The sequence below is a fragment of the Streptomyces sp. rh34 genome, assembly GCF_002551245.1.
Taxonomy (GTDB): Bacteria; Actinomycetota; Actinomycetes; order Streptomycetales; family Streptomycetaceae; genus Streptomyces.
The window spans coordinates 19,372-37,032 of sequence record NZ_NTGZ01000044.1 but is presented as its reverse complement, the minus strand read 5'-3'; the positions used below and the strand labels follow the sequence as shown (position 1 = coordinate 37,032).

General features: G+C 71.7%; 15 protein-coding genes and 1 pseudogene. 4 read left to right on the top strand and 12 right to left on the bottom strand.

Translation table 11 applies throughout. The features are described from left to right. The first annotated feature begins 342 nt into the window (after nucleotides 1-342). Entirely contained in the window at nucleotides 343-1,014 is a 672-nt protein-coding gene (locus CR470_RS11655; protein ID WP_097867516.1) for a lysophospholipid acyltransferase family protein, read from the top strand. Nucleotides 1,015-1,094: 80 nt separating this feature from the next. Here CR470_RS11655 and CR470_RS11650 read toward each other — a convergent pair whose 3' ends face one another. Beyond that, on the bottom strand, nucleotides 1,095-2,639 hold the full coding sequence (locus CR470_RS11650) for an MFS transporter (protein WP_097867510.1): 1,545 nt from the start codon (nucleotides 2,637-2,639) through the stop codon (nucleotides 1,095-1,097). Next, nucleotides 2,636-3,187, bottom strand: a complete 552-nt coding sequence (locus tag CR470_RS11645; RefSeq protein ID WP_097867509.1) for a TetR/AcrR family transcriptional regulator — start codon at nucleotides 3,185-3,187, stop codon at nucleotides 2,636-2,638. Before CR470_RS11645 ends, CR470_RS11650 begins: the two co-directional genes overlap by 4 nt. A 288-nt stretch (nucleotides 3,188-3,475) precedes the next feature. On the opposite strand from CR470_RS11645, the gene helR reads away from it, so the two are divergent. Next, nucleotides 3,476-5,641, top strand: a complete 2,166-nt coding sequence (helR, locus tag CR470_RS11640; protein ID WP_097867515.1) for an RNA polymerase recycling motor ATPase HelR — start codon at nucleotides 3,476-3,478, stop codon at nucleotides 5,639-5,641. A gap of 30 nt (nucleotides 5,642-5,671) precedes the next feature. On the opposite strand, the gene CR470_RS11635 is transcribed toward helR, so the two are convergent. The 3 genes from CR470_RS11635 to CR470_RS11625 all read right to left on the bottom strand — a co-directional run bounded on the left by CR470_RS11635 (nucleotide 5,672) and on the right by CR470_RS11625 (nucleotide 9,496). Beyond that, nucleotides 5,672-6,643, bottom strand: coding sequence for an aldo/keto reductase (locus CR470_RS11635; RefSeq protein ID WP_097867508.1), 972 nt, complete (start codon nucleotides 6,641-6,643; stop codon nucleotides 5,672-5,674). Between the two features lie 109 nt (nucleotides 6,644-6,752). Next, nucleotides 6,753-8,183: an argininosuccinate lyase gene (gene argH / locus CR470_RS11630; RefSeq protein ID WP_097867507.1), complete on the bottom strand. Its 1,431-nt coding sequence runs from the start codon at nucleotides 8,181-8,183 to the stop codon at nucleotides 6,753-6,755. Nucleotides 8,184-8,302: 119 nt separating this feature from the next. Continuing rightward, on the bottom strand, nucleotides 8,303-9,496 hold the full coding sequence (locus CR470_RS11625; RefSeq protein WP_097867506.1) for an argininosuccinate synthase: 1,194 nt from the start codon (nucleotides 9,494-9,496) through the stop codon (nucleotides 8,303-8,305). A 231-nt stretch (nucleotides 9,497-9,727) separates the two neighbouring features. Between CR470_RS11625 and CR470_RS11620 the strand changes: the two genes are divergently transcribed. Beyond that, the gene (locus CR470_RS11620) at nucleotides 9,728-10,444 is read left to right on the top strand and encodes a L,D-transpeptidase family protein (protein WP_097867514.1); all 717 of its coding nucleotides are present in this window, start codon (nucleotides 9,728-9,730) and stop codon (nucleotides 10,442-10,444) included. A gap of 10 nt (nucleotides 10,445-10,454) precedes the next feature. Here CR470_RS11620 and CR470_RS11615 read toward each other — a convergent pair whose 3' ends face one another. The 6 genes from CR470_RS11615 to CR470_RS11590 all read right to left on the bottom strand — a co-directional run bounded on the left by CR470_RS11615 (nucleotide 10,455) and on the right by CR470_RS11590 (nucleotide 15,978). After that, complete coding sequence (locus CR470_RS11615) at nucleotides 10,455-10,991, bottom strand: arginine repressor (RefSeq protein WP_006123291.1); 537 nt, start codon at nucleotides 10,989-10,991, stop codon at nucleotides 10,455-10,457. Between the two features lie 25 nt (nucleotides 10,992-11,016). Continuing rightward, a complete protein-coding gene (locus CR470_RS11610; protein ID WP_097867505.1) occupies nucleotides 11,017-12,222 on the bottom strand; it encodes an acetylornithine transaminase in 1,206 nt (401 codons plus the stop codon). Continuing rightward, nucleotides 12,219-13,151, bottom strand: coding sequence for an acetylglutamate kinase (gene argB / locus CR470_RS11605; RefSeq protein ID WP_097867504.1), 933 nt, complete (start codon nucleotides 13,149-13,151; stop codon nucleotides 12,219-12,221). The genes CR470_RS11610 and argB overlap by 4 nt, the downstream gene beginning before the upstream one ends. A 181-nt stretch (nucleotides 13,152-13,332) precedes the next feature. Then, nucleotides 13,333-14,487 carry a bifunctional glutamate N-acetyltransferase/amino-acid acetyltransferase ArgJ gene (gene argJ, locus CR470_RS11600; RefSeq protein WP_097867503.1) on the bottom strand — a complete coding sequence of 385 codons (1,155 nt, stop codon included), beginning with the start codon at nucleotides 14,485-14,487 and terminating at the stop codon, nucleotides 13,333-13,335. Next, nucleotides 14,484-15,512 carry an N-acetyl-gamma-glutamyl-phosphate reductase gene (gene argC / locus CR470_RS11595; RefSeq protein ID WP_097867502.1) on the bottom strand — a complete coding sequence of 343 codons (1,029 nt, stop codon included), beginning with the start codon at nucleotides 15,510-15,512 and terminating at the stop codon, nucleotides 14,484-14,486. Before argC ends, argJ begins: the two co-directional genes overlap by 4 nt. Before the next feature lie 202 nt (nucleotides 15,513-15,714). Beyond that, nucleotides 15,715-15,978, bottom strand: a complete 264-nt coding sequence (locus CR470_RS11590) for an HNH endonuclease (protein WP_257138586.1) — start codon at nucleotides 15,976-15,978, stop codon at nucleotides 15,715-15,717. A gap of 8 nt (nucleotides 15,979-15,986) precedes the next feature. Here CR470_RS11590 and CR470_RS11585 point away from each other — a divergent pair. Then, a pseudogene (locus CR470_RS11585) lies at nucleotides 15,987-17,156 on the top strand (MFS transporter); the annotation flags it as partial. A 142-nt stretch (nucleotides 17,157-17,298) separates the two neighbouring features. Here the strand turns inward: CR470_RS11585 and CR470_RS11580 are convergent. Beyond that, a complete protein-coding gene (locus tag CR470_RS11580; protein ID WP_097867501.1) occupies nucleotides 17,299-17,643 on the bottom strand; it encodes a hypothetical protein in 345 nt (114 codons plus the stop codon). Nucleotides 17,644-17,661 lie beyond the last annotated feature (18 nt).

Here is a 17,661-nt window from a genome sequence, read left to right as displayed (position 1 = left end):
GGCCCAGGGCCGCGGTACCGAGGACCGCGGCGCCCAGGAGGCTCCGTCGGCCAGGGGTCTTCCGTGCACGCTCCGTCATGAATGCTCCTCGCTTGGTGATGTCCGGGACCGGTCGAGCGAGGCCCGATCGTAGGCTGGGAGGTGTACGGGAAGGCAGACCGTCGGCCAACATGGCGGAAACACACCTCAACGCCGCCTATCCGCTTCGTGAACCCGATGTGCGATCAGCGCATACCCGCGAGTATCGTCCTCACCTGCACCGACCATCACCCGTCGGCACCGGCCACCGCCCGTACGACCCATTCCATCGCGGCCGGCCAGGCCACGACACCGGAGGAACCGTTGTCCCGTCTCACGGTCATCAAGGCAGTGCTCGGACCGATTCTGCGCCTGATGTTCCGCCCACAGGTGGAAGGCGTCGAGAACATTCCCGGGACCGGGCCGGTGATCCTCGCGGGCAACCACCTCACGTTCATCGACTCGATGATCATGCCGATCTGCTGCGACCGGCCGGTGTTCTACATCGGCAAGGACGAGTACGTCACGGGCAAGGGCCTCAAGGGCCGGCTGATGGCCTGGTTCTTCACCGGTTGCGGCATGATCCCGGTGGACCGGGACGGCGGCCGGGGCGGGGTCGCGGCGCTGATGACGGGACGCCGGGTGCTGGAGCAGGGACAGGCCTTCGCGATCTACCCCGAGGGCACCCGCTCCCCCGACGGCCGGCTCTACCGGGGCCGTACGGGCATCGCGCGGCTGACGCTGATGACGGGCGCTCCGGTGATCCCGTTCGCGATGATCGGGACCGACAAACTGCAGCCGGGCGGTGCGGGCCTGCCCCGGCCGGGCAAGGTCACGGTGCGCTTCGGTGAGCCGATGGAGTTCTCGCGCTACGAGGGCATGGACCGCGACCGCTATGTGCTGCGGGCGGTGACCGACTCGGTGATGGCCGAGGTGATGCGGCTGTCCGGCCAGGAGTACGTGGACATGTACGCGACGAAGGCGAAGGCCGCCTGATCCGTAGGGCGGTTACGGCGAAGGGCCCGCGCCCCTGAGGGGTGCGGGCCCTTCGCCGTACCGTCGCGCGGCCATCCGCTCTACGGGTGCTCGACGCCGTCCTCGAGCTTCTGGCCCCGCAGCAGGAACCAGGCCGCGACCGCCGCCGCCAGCAGCACCGCCGCGCCGACGCCCGCGGCCGACCGCAGTCCGTCGACGAACGCCTCCTGGGCCGCCGAGACCAACGGCCCCGCCTGCGCGGCGGGCAGTGCCCCGGCAGCCTCGACCGCCCCGCCGAGCGACTCGTGGGCGGCCGATTCGACGTCGGCGGGGATGCCCGACGGGGTCGGGAAGCCCCGGTAGACGCCGGTGACGATGGAGCCGAGCAGGGCGATGCCGAGGGCCGCGCCCAGTTCGTAAGCGGTCTCGGAGACGGCGGACGCGGAGCCCGCCTGCTCCTTCGGGACACTGGAGAGGATCACGTCCGCGGTGACGGTGAAGGCGAGGCCCGCGCCGACGCCGACGACCAGCAGCATGGAGCCGAGCAGCGGGTACCCGGTGTGCTGGTCGAGCAGGGTCACACTGCCCAGCGCCAGCCCGACCGCGGCCAGGCCGCCCGAGACGACGGAGCGGACCGAGTAACGGCGGGCGGCGAACCCGGCCAGCAGACCGGCGGTCACCGCGCCGATCGCGGCGGGCAGTTCGGCGAGCCCGGCCTCCAGCGGCCCGCGGCCCTGCACCAGTTGCAGGAACTGGGAGAGGAAGAAGACCAGACCCGACAGACCGAGGATGGTCAGCAGATCGGCGAGGACCGCGCCGGAGAAGCCCCGGTGGTGGAAGAGCCGCATGTCCAGCAGGGGCGCGGGCAGCCGCAGCTGCCTGCGGACGAACCAGGTGAGCGCGCCGATGCCGCCGACGGCCGCCGCCCCGGCCTCCCAGCTCACGCCGTGCGCGGCCGCCTCCTTGATGGCGTACACGACACCGATCATGCCGACCAGGGAGAGCCCGACACTGAGCATGTCCCACGGGCCGGGGGCCGGGTTCTTGGACTCGGGGATCAGCTTGATGCCGACGACGACGAGGACGGCCATCACGGGCAGGTTGATGAGGAAGACCGAACCCCACCAGAAGTGTTCGAGCAGGAACCCGCCGACGACCGGACCCACGGCCGCGCCCGCCGAGGCCATCGCGCCCCAGATCCCGATGGCGAGGCTGCGCTCGCGCGGGTCGTGGAAGAGGTTGCGGATCAGGGCCAGGGTGGACGGCATCAGCGTGGCGCCCGCGACACCGAGCAGCGCCCGGCCCACGATCATCATCTCGGGCGTGGTCGCGTACGCGTTGAGGACGGAGACCGCGCCGAACGCGACGGCGCCGACCAGCAGCAGCTTCTTGCGGCCGATGCGGTCGCCGAGGCTGCCCATCGAGACGAGCAGGCCGGCGATGACGAAGGAGTAGACGTCACCGATCCAGAGCAGCTGGGTGCCGGTCGGTTCGAGGTCCTCGCTGAGGAACGGGGTGGCGAGACCGAGAACGGTCGCGTCGACGGCCACCAGCAGTACGGCGAGGACGAGGACGGCGAGCGCGATCCACCGCCCCGGGCGGCGTACGGCGTCCGGGGCGTCCGGGTTCTGGTCGATGCTGGTCACTGCTCCACGCTCCGGCGTGCTCCGCCGAGCAGCAACTCGACGATCATGTGTTGGAAATCCTGTGCGGCGACCCGCCCCGCCTGGACGGCCCAGGCTCCGGTGCCGATGAGCCCGTAGAGGGCCTCCGTCAGCCAGGCGGGGGTGAGGTCGATACGGAACTCGCCGCGCTCCTGGCCCCGGCGGAAGAAGGCGGAGACGCGGGCGTCGGCCCGATTCCAGCCCTCGTTGACCGCGTCGCCCTCGAAGAGCTGGTTCTCGTTGACGAGGAAGGACAGCAGCCCGGCGCTGGGCTCGACGGCCGCGATGAGACGGCGCAGCCCCTCCTCGGAGGTGCCCTCGTCGAGCCGGGCGGCGTCGAGGGCACTCTCGAACTCCTGGATGCCGAGATTCTCCAACGCCCTCACCAGGGCGTCGCGCCCGGCGAAGTGGCGGTGGAGAGTGGCCCGGCCGATGCCCGCCGCCTTGGCGACCTCGTCCATGGTGGCGGTCGATCTGCGGGTCAACAGGGCGGCGGCGCTGCGCAGAACCTGCTCACGGTCGAGAGTCATGAGACAACCATAACCCACTTGAGACATTCTCGTCTCATCAGGGGTATGCGGGCACGCAGGAAGGGAGAGAGGCAGGAGGGGGAGGGAGGGAGAGGCAAGAGGGAAGGGCGCGAGGGAGGGCGGGGCGGGAAACAAAAAAGTGGCCGGAGGTAGACCCACTCCTTGCCACTCTCAACTTATAGCGCATGGGGGGCCTTGCGGCAAGACCCCCCATATGCCGCAGAATCGTCCGCCGTAGCCGGGATGGGACGCCGCCCCCCGTACGCACCGCAGATCGGAACCGATGCCGTGAAACCCCTGACCGCCAGCGCGTTCGACCTCCCCGACCGCCTCTCCCCCAAGGCCGACCCGGCGCTGATCGCCGATGACGAGCAGCACTTCGCGGCCATCGCCCACTGTCTGGAACAGTCGATCGCCGAGCTGACCGACCGGCTCGCTGCCGAACGCCGGGCGCCCGGCGGAGCGAGCCGGCAGGCGATGGACCGGGACGTGGAGATCCACCGGCTGACCGGCCGGCTGCGCGCCCTGCGCCGGTTCGGCCTCGACCTGTGCCTCGGGCACATGGTCGCCGCGGACGGCTCCGGGCCGCTGTACGTGGGACGGCTCGGGCTGACCGACAGCACGGGCCGCCGGCTGCTGCTCGACTGGCGCTCCCCCGCCGCCGAGCCGTTCTTCGGGGCCACCCACGCCGATCCGATGGGCCTGGCGAGCCGCCGCCGCTACCGCTGGACCGGCGGCCGGATCAGCGACTACTGGGACGAGGTGTTCACCCAGGAGGGCTTCGCCGGGCATGCCGCGCTGGATGACCAGTCCGCGTTCATCGCCAGTCTGGGCGGCAACCGGTCGGCCCGGATGCGCGATGTGCTGGGCACCATCCAGGCCGACCAGGACGCCATCATCCGGGCGGGCTCCCGGGGCGCGCTCGTCGTCGACGGCGGCCCCGGCACCGGGAAGACCGTCGTCGCCCTGCACCGCTCCGCCTATCTCCTCTACTCCGACCCTCGCCTCGGCCACCGCCGCGGTGGCGTGCTGTTCGTCGGGCCGCACGAGCCCTACCTGGGGTACGTCGCCGATGTCCTGCCCAGCCTCGGGGAGGAGGGCGTGCGAACGTGCACCCTGCGGGACCTGGTCGCCGAGGGAGCGACGGCGGTCGCCGAGACCGATCCGGAGGTGGCGCGTCTGAAGGCGTCGGCGGACCTGGTGAAGGCGGTAGAGCCGGCCGTCCGGTTCTACGAGGAGCCGCCCGCCGCGGGCGTACGGGTTCAGACGCACTGGTCCGACATCTGGCTGAGCGCCGCCGACTGGGCCTCGGCGTTCGGGGCGGCGGACCCGGGTACTCCGCACAACGAGGCGCGCGAGCAGATCTGGGAGGAGCTGCTCACGATCCTCGTGGACAAGCACGACGGCGACGCCCCGGAGGAACAGCTACGCGCCTCTCTGCGGCGGAACCGGGAGCTGTTCGCCCTCTTCGACCGCGCCTGGCCCCTGGTCGAGGCGGCCGACCTGGTCGGTGACCTCTGGTCCGTGCCCGCCTATCTGCGTAAGTGCGCCCCCTGGCTGACCCCGGAGGAGGTCGGGCGCTTGCAGCGCCCGGACGCCCGCGCCTGGACGGTGTCCGACCTGCCTCTCCTGGACGCGGCACGGCAGCGGCTCGGTGACCCGGAGGCGTCCCGGCGCAGGCGTCGTCACGAGGCGGCGGCCGCCGCGGAACGCGAGCAGATGGACCGGGTCGTCGAGAGCCTGCTCGCCGACGAGACCCTGGCCGACGCGGACGCGGACGGCGAGGGCGCCCTGGTGATGCTGCGCGGGGCGGATCTCCGGGAGTCCCTGGCCACCGCCGACCGGCCGAGCGGCGCCGAGCCCGACGTGCTGGCCGGGCCGTTCGCGCACATCGTCGTGGACGAGGCGCAGGAACTGACCGACGCCCAGTGGCAGATGCTGATCCAGCGGTGCCCGTCACGGAGTTTCACCGTCGTCGGGGACCGTGCGCAGGCCCGGCACGGGTTCACCGAGTCCTGGCGGGAGCGGCTGGAGCGGGTCGGGCTCGACCGGATCACCCTGGCCTCCCTGACCATCAACTACCGGACGCCCCAGGAGATCATGGCGGAGGCGGAGCCGGTGGTCCGGGCCGTGCTCCCCGACGCCAACGTGCCGGTCTCCGTCCGCGGCAGCGGCATCCCCGTCACGTACGGCCCCGTCGGGGACCTGGACACGGTCCTCACCGACTGGCTCGCCGCGCACGAGGACGGGATCGCCTGTGTCATCGGCGCCCCCTCGTTCCGGGCGACGCCGCGCGTGCGGTCGCTGACCCCGGAGCTGTCGAAGGGCCTGGAGTTCGACCTGGTCGTCCTCGTCGACCCGGAGAGGTTCGGCTCGGGCGTCGAGGGGGCGGTGGACCGCTATGTCGCGATGACCCGGGCGACCCGGGAGCTCGTCGTCCTGACGAGCTCCTGAGTCCGTCGGGGCCGGGCCCGCGGGCGGGCTTCAGTGCCAGGGCAGTCCGGCCCGGTGCCGCCAGTAGGCCTCCGGCTCCTCGACCAGGGCCTCGAGGCCGGCCCGCTGCTCGTCGTCCAGGTCGACGACGGCGGCGTGCAGATTGCCGGAGAGCTGGCCCACCGTGGCGGCGCCGGAGAGCACGACGCCCGCCCAGGGCTGGTGCAGGACCAGCGCGAGGGCGACCGCGTCGCCGCCGACGCCCGCGTCGGCGGCGATCTCCTGGAACACGGCGGGGGCCTCCTCCCCGGCGAGGCGGCCGTTGGCCATGCCCTCCTTGACGATCACGGTGAGCCCGGCGTCGTGGGCCTCGGCCAGCGCGGGCGCGGCCGAGGTCTCCAGGGCGTTGTAGGTGGCCTGGACCGTACGGAAGAGGGGTTCGCCGTCGACCGTGACGGCGAGGGCCGCCCGGATGGCGTCGGCCTGGGCGGGCCCGCTGGTGGTGAGGCCGACGGTGACGCCGTCGGCGGCCAGGGCGGCGAGGCGGCCGAGCAGTTCCTTGTCGGTGAGCGCCGGGCTGTCCGGGGTGACCGAGTGGACCTGGTAGAGGCTGAGCCGGTCGCCGAGGAGGGCCCGGGTCTCGGCGTACTGGCGCTCGAAGGTGGCGAGGCTGTGGTCCTTGACCTCGTGTTCCTCGGCCTCGACGCTCCAGTCGGCGGTGTAGGTGTACCCCCATTTGCTGCCGACGACGAGGTCGGTGAACGAGGGCCGGGCGTCCAGCCACTCCGCGAGGAACTCCTCGGCCCGGCCGTAGGAGCGGGCGGTGTCGACGTACCGGACGCCCTGGGCGTAGGCGGCGTCCAGCAGCTCGTGCGTACGGGCGCGCAGGGCGTCGGCGTCGCGGTCGGCGGGCAGGTCCCGGTCTCGGTGGAGATTGATGTAGCCGGGCCTCCCGACGGCGGCAAGGCCCAGCCCGATGTGGGCGGTCGGGGTCGTCGCGGCGGCCAGGGCGGCGGAGGGCATCGCGGGCTCCTTGGGGTCGGGTTTCGGTTACTCCTACCCCGGTGAGCGCGGCCCGCGACACCCTTCGTCCATCTGGTGCGACACGGCTCCCGCGCGCACCTGACCGGCGCTACTGCCGGCGGGCGGTCGCCCAGGCGTGCTGGGCGGCGAGGTCTTCCTTCACCTCGGCGAGCTGTACGGCGACGGCGGAGGGGGCCGTTCCGCCCCGGCCGTCGCGGGAGGCGAGGGCGCCCCGCACATGGAGCACCGTGCGGACCTCGGGGGTGAGGTGTTCGGAGATCTTGGCGAACTGCTCGTCGGTGAGCTGGTCGAGCTCGATGGCGCCCCGCTCGCACTCCTTGACGCAGGCGCCCGCCACCTCGTGCGCGACACGGAAGGGGACGCCCTGCTTGACCAGCCATTCCGCGATGTCGGTCGCGAGCGAGAAGCCCGCCGGGGCCAGCTCCTCCATGCGCTCGCGGTGGACGGTGAGGGTGGCCATCATCCCGGTGAAGGCGGGGAGCAGGACCTCCAGCTGGTCGCAGGAGTCGAAGACGGGCTCCTTGTCCTCCTGGAGGTCCCGGTTGTACGCGAGGGGGAGCGCCTTGAGCGTGGCGAGCAGGCCGGTCAGGTTGCCGATGAGGCGGCCCGACTTGCCGCGCGCCAGCTCCGCGATGTCCGGGTTCTTCTTCTGCGGCATGATCGAGGAGCCGGTGGAGAAGGCGTCGTGCAGGGTGACGAAGGAGAACTCCTTCGTGTTCCAGATGATGACCTCCTCCGCGATCCGGGAGAGGTTGACGCCGATCATCGCGGTGATGAAGGCGAACTCGGCGACGAAGTCCCGCGAGGCGGTGCCGTCGATGGAGTTGGCGACCGAGCCGTGCTCGAATCCGAGGTCGGCGGCGACCGCCTCCGGGTCGAGCCCGAGCGAGGATCCGGCGAGCGCCCCGGAGCCGTACGGGGAGACGGCGGTGCGCTCGTCCCACTGGCGCAGCCGCTCGGCGTCCCGGGACAGGGACTGGACGTGGGCGAGCACGTGGTGGGCGAAGAGGACGGGCTGGGCGTGCTGGAGGTGGGTCCGGCCCGGCATCGCCACGTCGGCGTGGGCCTCGGCGAGACCGACCAGCGCGCTCTGGAGGTCGGCGATCAGCCCGCCGATGATCCGGGCGTGGTCGCGCAGGTACATCCGGAAGAGCGTGGCGATCTGGTCGTTCCGCGACCGCCCGGCCCGCAGCTTGCCGCCGAGGTCGGCGCCGAGGCGCTCCAGCAGCCCGCGCTCCAGCGCGGTGTGGACGTCCTCGTCGGCGATGGTCCCGGTGAAGGAGCCGTCCGCGACGTCGGCTTCGAGCTGGTCGAGCCCGGCGAGCATCCGGGTCAACTCGTCCGCGCTGAGCAGGCCCGCCTTGTTGAGGACGCGTGCGTGGGCTCGGGAGCCGGCGATGTCGTACGGCGCGAGCCGCCAGTCGAAGTGGACGGACGCGGACAGCTTGGCCAGCGCCTCGGCCGGTCCGTCGGCGAAACGCGCGCCCCAGAGCCGGACGTCACCGTTGTTGCTGCTCACTGCGTGCTCCTCAGAAAGGCGAAGGCGAAGGCAAAGGCCCGGGTGTAGGCCACGGTGCGGATATGCGGCCGCCTCCCTGCCGCGTGACGACGGGGAGGCGGCTGTACAACGAGGAAGGGTCAGGCGAGGTCGCGCTTGGCCGCGATCTTGGAGGAGAGGCCGAAGATCTCGATGAAGCCCTGCGCCTTGGACTGGTCGAAGGTGTCGCCCGAGTCGTAGGTGGCGAGGTTGAAGTCGTACAGCGACTCCTCGGACTTCCGGCCGGTGACGACGGCGCGGCCGCCGTGCAGGGTCATCCGGATGTCGCCGGTGACGTGCTGGTTGGCTTCGTTGATGAAGCCGTCCAGGGCCCGCTTCAGCGGGGAGAACCACAGGCCGTCGTAGACCATCTCGCCCCAGCGCTGCTCGACCTGCCGCTTGTAGCGGGCCAGCTCGCGCTCGACGGTGACGTTCTCCAGCTCCTGGTGGGCGGTGATCAGCGCGATGGCGCCGGGCGCCTCGTACACCTCGCGGGACTTGATGCCCACGAGCCGGTCCTCGACCATGTCGATCCGGCCGATGCCCTGCGCGCCGGCCCGCTCGTTGAGCTGCTGGATCGCCTGGAGGACGGTGACGGGACGGCCGTCGATGGCTACGGGCACGCCCTCCTTGAAGGAGATGACGACCTCGTCGGCGTCACGCTGGACGGCGGGGTTCTCGGTGTACTCGTAGATGTCCTCGATCGGCGCGTTCCAGATGTCCTCCAGGAAGCCCGTCTCGACGGCGCGCCCGAAGACGTTCTGGTCGATGGAGTACGGGGACTTCTTGGTGGTCGCGATCGGGAGGTTCTTCTCCTCGCAGAAAGCGATCGCCTTGTCCCGGGTCATCGCGTAGTCGCGGACCGGGGCGATGCACTTCAGGTCGGGGCCGAGCGCGGAGATGCCGGCCTCGAAGCGGACCTGGTCGTTGCCCTTGCCGGTGCAGCCGTGGGCGACGATCCCGGCGTTGTGCTTGTGGGCGGCGGCGACGAGGTGCTTGACGATGGTGGGCCGGGAGAGGGCCGAGACCAGCGGGTAGCGGTCCATGTAGAGGGCGTTGGCCTTGATCGCCGGGAGGCAGTACTCCTCGGCGAACTCGTCCTTGGCGTCCGCGACCTCGGCTTCGACGGCACCGCAGGCGAGCGCGCGCTTGCGGATGACGTCCAGGTCCTCGCCGCCCTGGCCGACGTCCACGGCAACGGCGATGACCTCGGCGCCCGTCTCCTCGGCGATCCAGCCGATGGCGACGGAGGTGTCCAGGCCGCCCGAGTAGGCGAGTACGACGCGCTCGGTCACGGGTTTCTCCTTACGGTGCAATCACTGATGGGTATAACTATGCAGTCCTCCGTATTGTTTGTCAAAACGGCAGGTCAGAGCGGTGCTCCCAGCCGTTTCACCTGATGTGGGGCGCCTTCCGGGGGCCGTCGAACCTCGCGCGGTGCACGGCCTCGGTGAGCCGGTGATCCGCTGGGCCGTACGGAGCAGGTCCGGTGGGGCGTGCCCGCCGGCCGCCGTACGGTCCGGAGCATGCGCAGATCACTGGTGACCGCCGCCGTACTCCTCGCCCTGGCCGGCTCCCTCGGGGCCGGACCCGCCGACGCCCCGTCCGCCGATGTCCCTCCCCTGCCGGACCGGCTGGCGGACACGGGCGGCGGCTCCCAGCTGATCACCGCCGAGGCCCCCGACGCCGGCTCCACGACGGGGACCGTGACCTGGTGGGAGCGGCGCGGGGGCAGGTGGGCGGAGGCCGGGTCGGCGCCCGCGCGGTTCGGGGCGAACGGGCTGGCCGAGGGCAGCAGTCGGGAGCAGGGCACCAGCACCACGCCCACCGGGCTGTACGACCTGCCGTACGCCTTCGGCATCGAGGACGCCCCGGCCGGCACGACGTATCCGTACCGCGAGGTCACCGAGGACTCCTGGTGGTGCCAGGACAACGACTCGCGCGCGTACAACCGCTGGGTGGAACCGCGCCCGGCCCACTGCCGGGCGACGGAGGCCGAGCACCTCGTCTCCTACGGCACGCAGTACGCCCGCGCTCTGGTGATCGGCTTCAACTACGACCGTCCGGTACGGGGCCGGGGCGCGGGGATCTTCCTGCATGTGAACGGGCGCGGGGCGACGGCCGGGTGCGTCTCGGTCCCGGCCGGCGCCATGGCGGAGATCCTCGCCTGGGCGGACCCGGAGCGCGAACCGCACATCGCGGTCGGCACCTCTTCGGGCCCGACCGCGATCACGCGCTACTGAGCAGAGCCGTTCAGCGGTCGTTCTGAGCGAGCCTCAGCAGGTGGTCGGCGAGCGCCTGGCCGCCGTTCGGGTCGCGGCTGATGAGCATCAGCGTGTCGTCGCCCGCGATCGTGCCGAGGATGTCGTGCAGTTCGGCCTGGTCGATGGCCGAGGCGAGGAACTGGGCGGCGCCCGGCGGGGTGCGCAGCACCACGAGGTTGGCCGAGGCCTCCGCCGAGATGAGCAGTTCGGCCGAGAGCCGGCGCATCCGCTCCTCCTTGGCCGAGCCGCCCAGCGGGGCCTGCGGGGTGCGGAAGCCGCCCTCGCTCGGCACCGCGTAGATCAGCTCGCCGCCGGTGTTGCGGATCTTCACCGCGCCCAGCTCGTCCAGGTCCCGGGAGAGCGTCGCCTGGGTGACGCTCAGCCCGTCGTCGGCGAGGAGCTTGGCCAGCTGGCTCTGCGAGCGGACCGGCTGCCGGTTCAGGATGTCCACGATCCGGCGGTGGCGGGCGGTGCGGGTCTGCGGCACGGACGGCCCGCCGTGCTCGGATTCCTGCGCCTCGGTCATCGTCGTCGCCTCATTCTCCGGAGGGTCATGCTCCGGATCGTCCGTCCCCGTACGCCGCGTCGAGAGCGCTCGGCAGGATCTCCAGGAACGCGTCCACCTCCGCGTCACCGATGATCAGCGGCGGCATGAGCCGTACGACATCGGGGGCGGGCGCGTTCACCAGGAGGCCGGCTCCCTGGGCCGCCTGCTGCACCTGTGGTGCGAGGGGTCCGGTGAGCACGATACCCAGCAGCAGGCCCGCGCCGCGGACGTGGGAGACCAGCGGGTGTCCCAGCGCCTGGACGCCGTCGCGGATCCTCTCCCCGAGCCGCTTGACGTCGGCGAGCACGCCGTCGGCCGCGAGGGTGTCGATGACGGCGAGTCCGGCGGCGCAGGCGACCGGGTTGCCGCCGAACGTGGTGCCGTGGTGCCCCGGCTTCAACAGGTCGGCCGCCGGGCCGAAGGCGACCGTCGCGCCGATCGGCAGACCGCCGCCGAGGCCCTTGGCGAGGGTGACGATGTCCGGCTCGACGCCCTGGTGCGCCTGGTGCTCGAACCACTGGCCGCAGCGGCCGATGCCGGTCTGGACCTCGTCCAGGACGAGCAGGGCGCCGGTCGCCCGGGTGATCTCCCGGGCGGCCTCCAGATAGCCCGTGGGCGGGACGACGACGCCGTTCTCGCCCTGCACCGGCTCGATGACGACCAGCGCGGTGTCGGTGGTCACCGCGGCCTTCAGCGCGTCGGCGTCCCCGTACGGCACATGGGTGACGTCGCCGGGCAGCGGGACGAACGGCTCCCGCTTCCCCGGCTGGCCGGTGAGGGCGAGCGCGCCCATCGTCCGGCCGTGGAAGCCGCCCTCGGTCGCGACCATGTGGGTGCGTCCGGTGAGCCGGCCGATCTTGAAGGCCGCCTCGTTGGCCTCCGCGCCGGAGTTGGCGAAGAAGACCCGTCCCTGACGGCCGAACAGCTGGAGCAGCCGCTCGGCGAGCGCGACGGGCGGCTCGGCGATGAACAGGTTCGATACGTGGCCGAGGGAGGCGATCTGGGTGGAGACGGCCTCGACGACGGCGGGGTGGGCGTGGCCGAGGGCGTTGACCGCGATGCCCCCGACGAAGTCGAGGTAGCGGGCGCCTTCCTCGTCCCAGACGTGGGCGCCCTCGCCGCGGACGAGCGACAGTCGGGGCGTGCCGTAGTTGTCCATCAGCGCGCCCTGCCACCGCTGCGTGAGTCCTGGCCCCTCTGTGCCGGTCATGATTCCCCCTGTTCAGGCCCTGTGTGTACGTCGATGGGGGCGTCGGGCACGACCATCGTGCCGATGCCCTCGTCGGTGAAGATCTCCAGCAGGATCGAGTGCTGCACGCGGCCGTCGATGACGCGGGCGGTCTCGACGCCGTTGCGCACCGCGTGCAGACAGCCCCGCATCTTGGGGACCATGCCGCTGGACAGCTCGGGCAGCAGTTTCTCCAGCTGGCTCGCGGTGAGCCGGCTGATGACGTCGTCGCTGTTGGGCCAGTCCTCGTAGAGCCCTTCGACGTCGGTGAGGACCATCAGGGTCTCGGCGTTCAGGGCGGCGGCGAGCGCTGCGGCCGCGGTGTCGGCGTTGACGTTGTAGACGTGGTGGTCGTCGGCGGAGCGGGCGATGGAGGAGATGACCGGGATGCGGCCGTCGTCCAGCAGCGCCTGGATGGCCCCGGTGTCGATGGCGGTGATCTCGCCGACCCGGCCGATGTCGACGAGCTCGCCGTCGATGGTGGGCCGGTGCTGGGTGGCGGTGATGGTGTGGGCGTCCTCACCGGTCATGCCGACGGCGAGGGGGCCGTGCTGGTTGAGGAGCCCGACGAGCTCGCGCTGGACCTGTCCGGCGAGCACCATCCGGACGACGTCCATCGCCTCGGGGGTGGTGACCCGCAGCCCGGCCTTGAACTCGCTGACCAGGCCCTGCTTGTCGAGCTGGGCGTTGATCTGCGGGCCGCCGCCGTGCACGACGACGGGCTTGAGGCCGGCGTGCCGCAGGAAGACGACGTCCTGGGCGAAGGCGGCCTTCAGCTCCTCGTCGATCATGGCGTTGCCGCCGAACTTGATGACGATGGTCCTGCCGTGGTGCCGGGTCAGCCAGGGCAGCGCCTCGATGAGGATCTGCGCCTTGGGCAGGGCGGTGTGCTTCCTGGCGGGGTTCTGCATTCCCCCGTCTGAGTGATTGACGGTCATCCTCGGCTTCCTAGAGGCTGTGACCAGCCGCCGGGCGGGCGGTGTTGGCCTGCGGAGGCGACGTGAGACCGAGTCGGATGCGTCCGAACCGGCTGCCGCCCTTGAAACAGGAAGCCTCACCGGTGACGGTGAGACTCGCCTTCGGGCGAGCACGTCAAGAGCTGTACGCGCTGTTCTCATGGACATAGTCGGCCGTCAGGTCGTTTGCCCAGATCGTCGCCACAGCCTTACCTGCCGCGAGGTCCGCTGTGATGCGGACCTCGCGGTAGCGCATGTCGACGAGGTCGCGGTCCTCTCCGACGGAGCCGTTCCTGCACACCCAGACATCGTTGATGGCGACGTTGAGCCGGTCGGGCTCGAAGGCGGCCTTCGTGGTGCCGATCGCGGAGAGGACGCGGCCCCAGTTGGGGTCCTCACCGTGGATCGCGCATTTGAGGAGGTTGTTGCGGGCGATGGACCGGCCGACCTCGACGGCGTCGTCCTCGGTCGCCGCGTTGACCACCTCGATCCGGATGTCCTTGGACGCGCCCTCGGCGTCGCCGATGAGCTGCCGGGCGAGGTCCGCGCAGACGGCCCGCACGGCTTCGGCGAACTCGGCCTGTTCCGGGGCGATTCCGCTGGCGCCGGAGGCGAGCAGCAGCACGGTGTCGTTGGTGGACATGCAGCCGTCGGAGTCGACCCGGTCGAAGGTGGTGCGGGTGGCCTCGCGCAGTGCGGCGTCCAGCGCGGGTGCGGGGACGTCGGCGTCGGTGGTGAGGACGACGAGCATGGTGGCCAGGCCCGGGGCGAGCATGCCCGCCCCCTTGGCCATGCCGCCGACGGTCCAGCCCTCGCCGCCCGCGACGGCCGTCTTGTGCACGGTGTCGGTGGTCTTGATGGCGATGGCGGCCTTCTCACCGCCGTGCTCGCTGAGGGCCGCGGCGGCCTGCTCGATGCCGGGGAGCAGCTTGTCCATGGGAAGCAGGAGACCGATGAGCCCGGTGGAGGCGACGGCGATCTCGCCGGCGCTGTGGCCCTCCAGCACCTCTGCGGCCTTCTCGGCGGTGGCGTGGGTGTCCTGGAAGCCCTGGGGCCCCGTACAGGCATTGGCGCCACCGGAGTTGAGGACGACGGCGGTGACCTCGCCGCCCTTGAGGACCTGCTCCGACCAGAGCACCGGGGCGGCCTTGACGCGGTTGGAGGTGAAGACGCCCGCGGCGGCGCGGCGCGGCCCGTTGTTGACCACGAGGGCCACGTCCGGGTTGCCGCTCTCCTTGATTCCCGCGGCGATGCCCGCCGCGACGAACCCCTGTGCTGCCGTGACGCTCACGGTGCCACTCCGATCGTCGAAAGACCTGTGTCCTCGGGGAGTCCGAGGGCGATGTTCATGCTCTGGAGGGCGCCGCCCGCGGTGCCCTTGGCGAGGTTGTCGATGGCGCTGATCACGATGATCCGCCCGGCCGCCGTGTCGTACGCGACCTGGACCTGTACGGCGTTGGAGCCGTACACCGCGGCGGTGGCGGGCCACTGCCCCTCGGGCAGCAGGTCCACGAACGGCTCGTCCGCGAACGCCTTCTCGTACACCTCGCGCAGGCTCTGGGCGCTCACGCCGGGCTTCGCCTTCGCGCTGCACGTGGCGAGGATGCCGCGCGGCATGGGCGCGAGGGTCGGCGTGAAGGAGACGGTGACCCGCTCACCGGCGGCGGCGCTGAGGTTCTGGATCATCTCCGGCGTGTGGCGGTGCCCGCCACCGACGCCGTACGGGGTCATGTTGCCCATCACCTCGGAGCCGAGCAGATGCGGCTTGACCGCCTTGCCCGCACCCGAGGTGCCCGACGCGGCGACGATCACGGCCTCCGGCTCGGCGAGGACGGCCCCGTACGCCGGGAAGAGCGCGAGGGACACGGCGGTCGGGTAGCACCCGGGCACGGCGACGCGCCGGGACCCGGCGAGCGCCACCCGCCCGCCCGGCAGCTCGGGCAGCCCGTAGGGCCAGGTCCCGGCGTGCGGGGACCCGTAGAACGCCTCCCAGTCACCGGCGTCCTTCAGCCGGAAGTCGGCCCCCATGTCGATGACGAGGACCTCCTCCCCCAACTGCTCGGCGACGGCGGCGGACTGCCCGTGCGGAAGCGCCAGGAAGACGACGTCGTGACCGGCGAGCACCTCGGCGGTGGTGGGCTCCAGCACCCGGTCGGCCAGCGGCCGCAGATGCGGCTGGAGCGACCCGAGCGCCTGACCGGCGTTGGAGTGCCCGGTGAGAGCACCGATCTCGACGCCCGGGTGCGCCAGCAGGAGACGGAGAAGCTCCCCGCCGGCGTAGCCGCTCGCCCCTGCCACTGCTGCTCGTACCACCATCGGTAATCCTCCTGATCGATGGCATGACTATACGCATCGACGCACTTTTATGCAAAGCGCTTCCCGGGCGCGCTGTCAGGCGCCCGCCTGTGGTCGGGTAGCCGGATCACGTTGCCGTGACCCGGCCCCCTCAGCACCGGACGTGCGAGCTTTCCCCGCATCCGGCTCAAGCAAGCCCCATGGGCTTCGCAGGTCAGCAGGGTTATGTGGCCCTTTTGCCGTCGCCCGCGTGGTGCTGGCGGTGGCATTCGAAGTGCACGAGGCGAAGGTTGTTCCGCTCGTCCGTGCCGCTGTCTCGCCGGTAGATGAAGTGATGCTTGTGGAGCATCTTCTTCGAGGCCGCGAACCAGTTGATCCACTCGCGTGGACCGTCCGGTTCGTACTCGGCTCCGCCGATCAGCACCTGCACGCAGAGAGGACAGAGCCCCTGCTGCCGGACCGCCGGGAGAACACTCGTCTTGTCCATCGGCGGTGGTGCTTTCCTGCGGCGGCGGTTCCGCCAGCACTCGGCGCAAACGGACCCAACGGCCGCTGGGCGGGGTGCCGGCGGCCATCGCCGTGTCCCTGACCGGTACGCGGATCTCCTTGGTGGCCCTGCCCTGGTTCGTGCTCGTCACGACCGGCAGCGCGACCCGGACCGGGCTGGTCACCTTCCGCGAGATGGCGCCCCACGTACTGGCCAAAGCCTTCACCGGTCCCCTGGTGGACCGGATCGGCCCGTGGGCCGTCTCCTGGACCACGGACCTGGCCAGCGCGGCCGCCGCCGGGGCGATCCCGCTGCTCCACACCCTGGACCTGCTGTCCTTCCCGGTCCTGCTGGGCCTGGTCGCGGTGATCGGCGCGGCGCGCGGCCCGGGCGACCTGGCCAAGGAAGTCATGGTGCCGGAAGCGGCCGAGCGCGGCGGGATCCCGCTGGAGCGGGCAACCGGCCTGTCCGGCGTGGTCGAGCGGCTGGCCTCCACCGTCGGCCCGGCGGCGGGCGGCGCCCTGGTGGCGCTGCTCGGCCCCTTGCCCGGCCTGGTCCTCGACGCGGCCTGCTTCGCCCTCGGCTCGGTGATCGTCGCCGTCGCGCTGCCTCGCGGTATGGGGCGTCCGGCCGTGGACACCGCGGCGCGGTCGACGGGGCGGAACCGGGCTACTGGCGCCGGTTCGGCGAGGGCTTCACCTTCCCGCGGGGCGAGCCGTTACTGCCGGCCGTCATCGTCATGGCCGGGATCACCAACTCCCTGGACGCGGCGATGACCACCTTGCTCCAGCCCGTCTGGGCCAGGGAATCCGGAAACGGCCCGACGGCGATCGGCCTGATCGGCAGTGGGATGGGAGCCGCCGCGGTCGCCGGGAGCCTCATCGCCGCGATGGCCGCGCACCGGCTGGGCCGGGTTCATCAACCCCGTACTGGGGGCCGTCCTCGTCGAACGGGTGCCGCGCCGGATGCTGGGCCGCGTCAACGCCCTCGGCGACTCGCTGCCCTGGTCCGGTATCCCGCTCGGCGGGCTGCTCGCCGGTGCGGCGGTGACCGCCGCCGGGCTCACGCCGACGCTGGCCGCCTTCGGGGCCGCGTACTTCCTCACGACCAATCTGGCCGGACTGCGGCCGGAATGGCGCGAGATGGACCGTACGCGTGGACGACGCGCACCGCGGCAGCGAAAGAGGGAGACGCCTCGCAGGACCGGGCGAAACAGCGACATGACACTTACGGGGACGTGCTGCCCGGAGCCCGACCGGCCCGGGCAGCACGTCCCGCCACGCACGGCCCCGCACAGGCGGCCTACAGGGCGCCGGTACGTCAGAGGAAGAGGACCGAACGCACCTTCAGCCGCTCCGAGGCCCCGCCGGTGTGCGGGCGGAGGGGAAAGGAGTCACCCTCGCAGTCGGTGTCGGTGAAGACCTGCGCCCAGGCGTCCGTGCGGTTCTTCGGGGAGTGCCCGGGCTCGGGGTTCTCCTGGCCGACGCCCGGGAGGTTGATGCACTGGCCGCTCGGCGGGCTGTTCAGGAAGCCGGTCGCCTCGTATCCCTCGACGGTCACGTAGTCGTAGCGGAACTGCCCTTCGGCCGCCGAGGCGGAGGTGGGGACGGCGGCGAGAAGCAGCGCGGCGCCGAGAACGGCGGGGAGGGCTGAGCGGATACGCATGGGTGAAATCCTTCTGGG

Coding starts and splice junctions, on each gene's coding strand:
- CR470_RS11590 (WP_257138586.1), bottom strand. CDS start 15,978: ATGGACAAGACGAGTGTTCTCCCGGCGGTCCGGCAGCAGGGGCTCTGT.
- CR470_RS11615 (WP_006123291.1), bottom strand. CDS start 10,991: ATGACCGAGGCGCAGGAATCCGAGCACGGCGGGCCGTCCGTGCCGCAG.
- argC (WP_097867502.1), bottom strand. CDS start 15,512: ATGGTGGTACGAGCAGCAGTGGCAGGGGCGAGCGGCTACGCCGGCGGG.
- CR470_RS11635 (WP_097867508.1), bottom strand. CDS start 6,643: ATGCCCTCCGCCGCCCTGGCCGCCGCGACGACCCCGACCGCCCACATC.
- CR470_RS11620 (WP_097867514.1), top strand. CDS start 9,728: ATGCGCAGATCACTGGTGACCGCCGCCGTACTCCTCGCCCTGGCCGGC.
- CR470_RS11610 (WP_097867505.1), bottom strand. CDS start 12,222: ATGACCGGCACAGAGGGGCCAGGACTCACGCAGCGGTGGCAGGGCGCG.
- CR470_RS11645 (WP_097867509.1), bottom strand. CDS start 3,187: ATGACTCTCGACCGTGAGCAGGTTCTGCGCAGCGCCGCCGCCCTGTTG.
- argB (WP_097867504.1), bottom strand. CDS start 13,151: ATGCAGAACCCCGCCAGGAAGCACACCGCCCTGCCCAAGGCGCAGATC.
- CR470_RS11580 (WP_097867501.1), bottom strand. CDS start 17,643: ATGCGTATCCGCTCAGCCCTCCCCGCCGTTCTCGGCGCCGCGCTGCTT.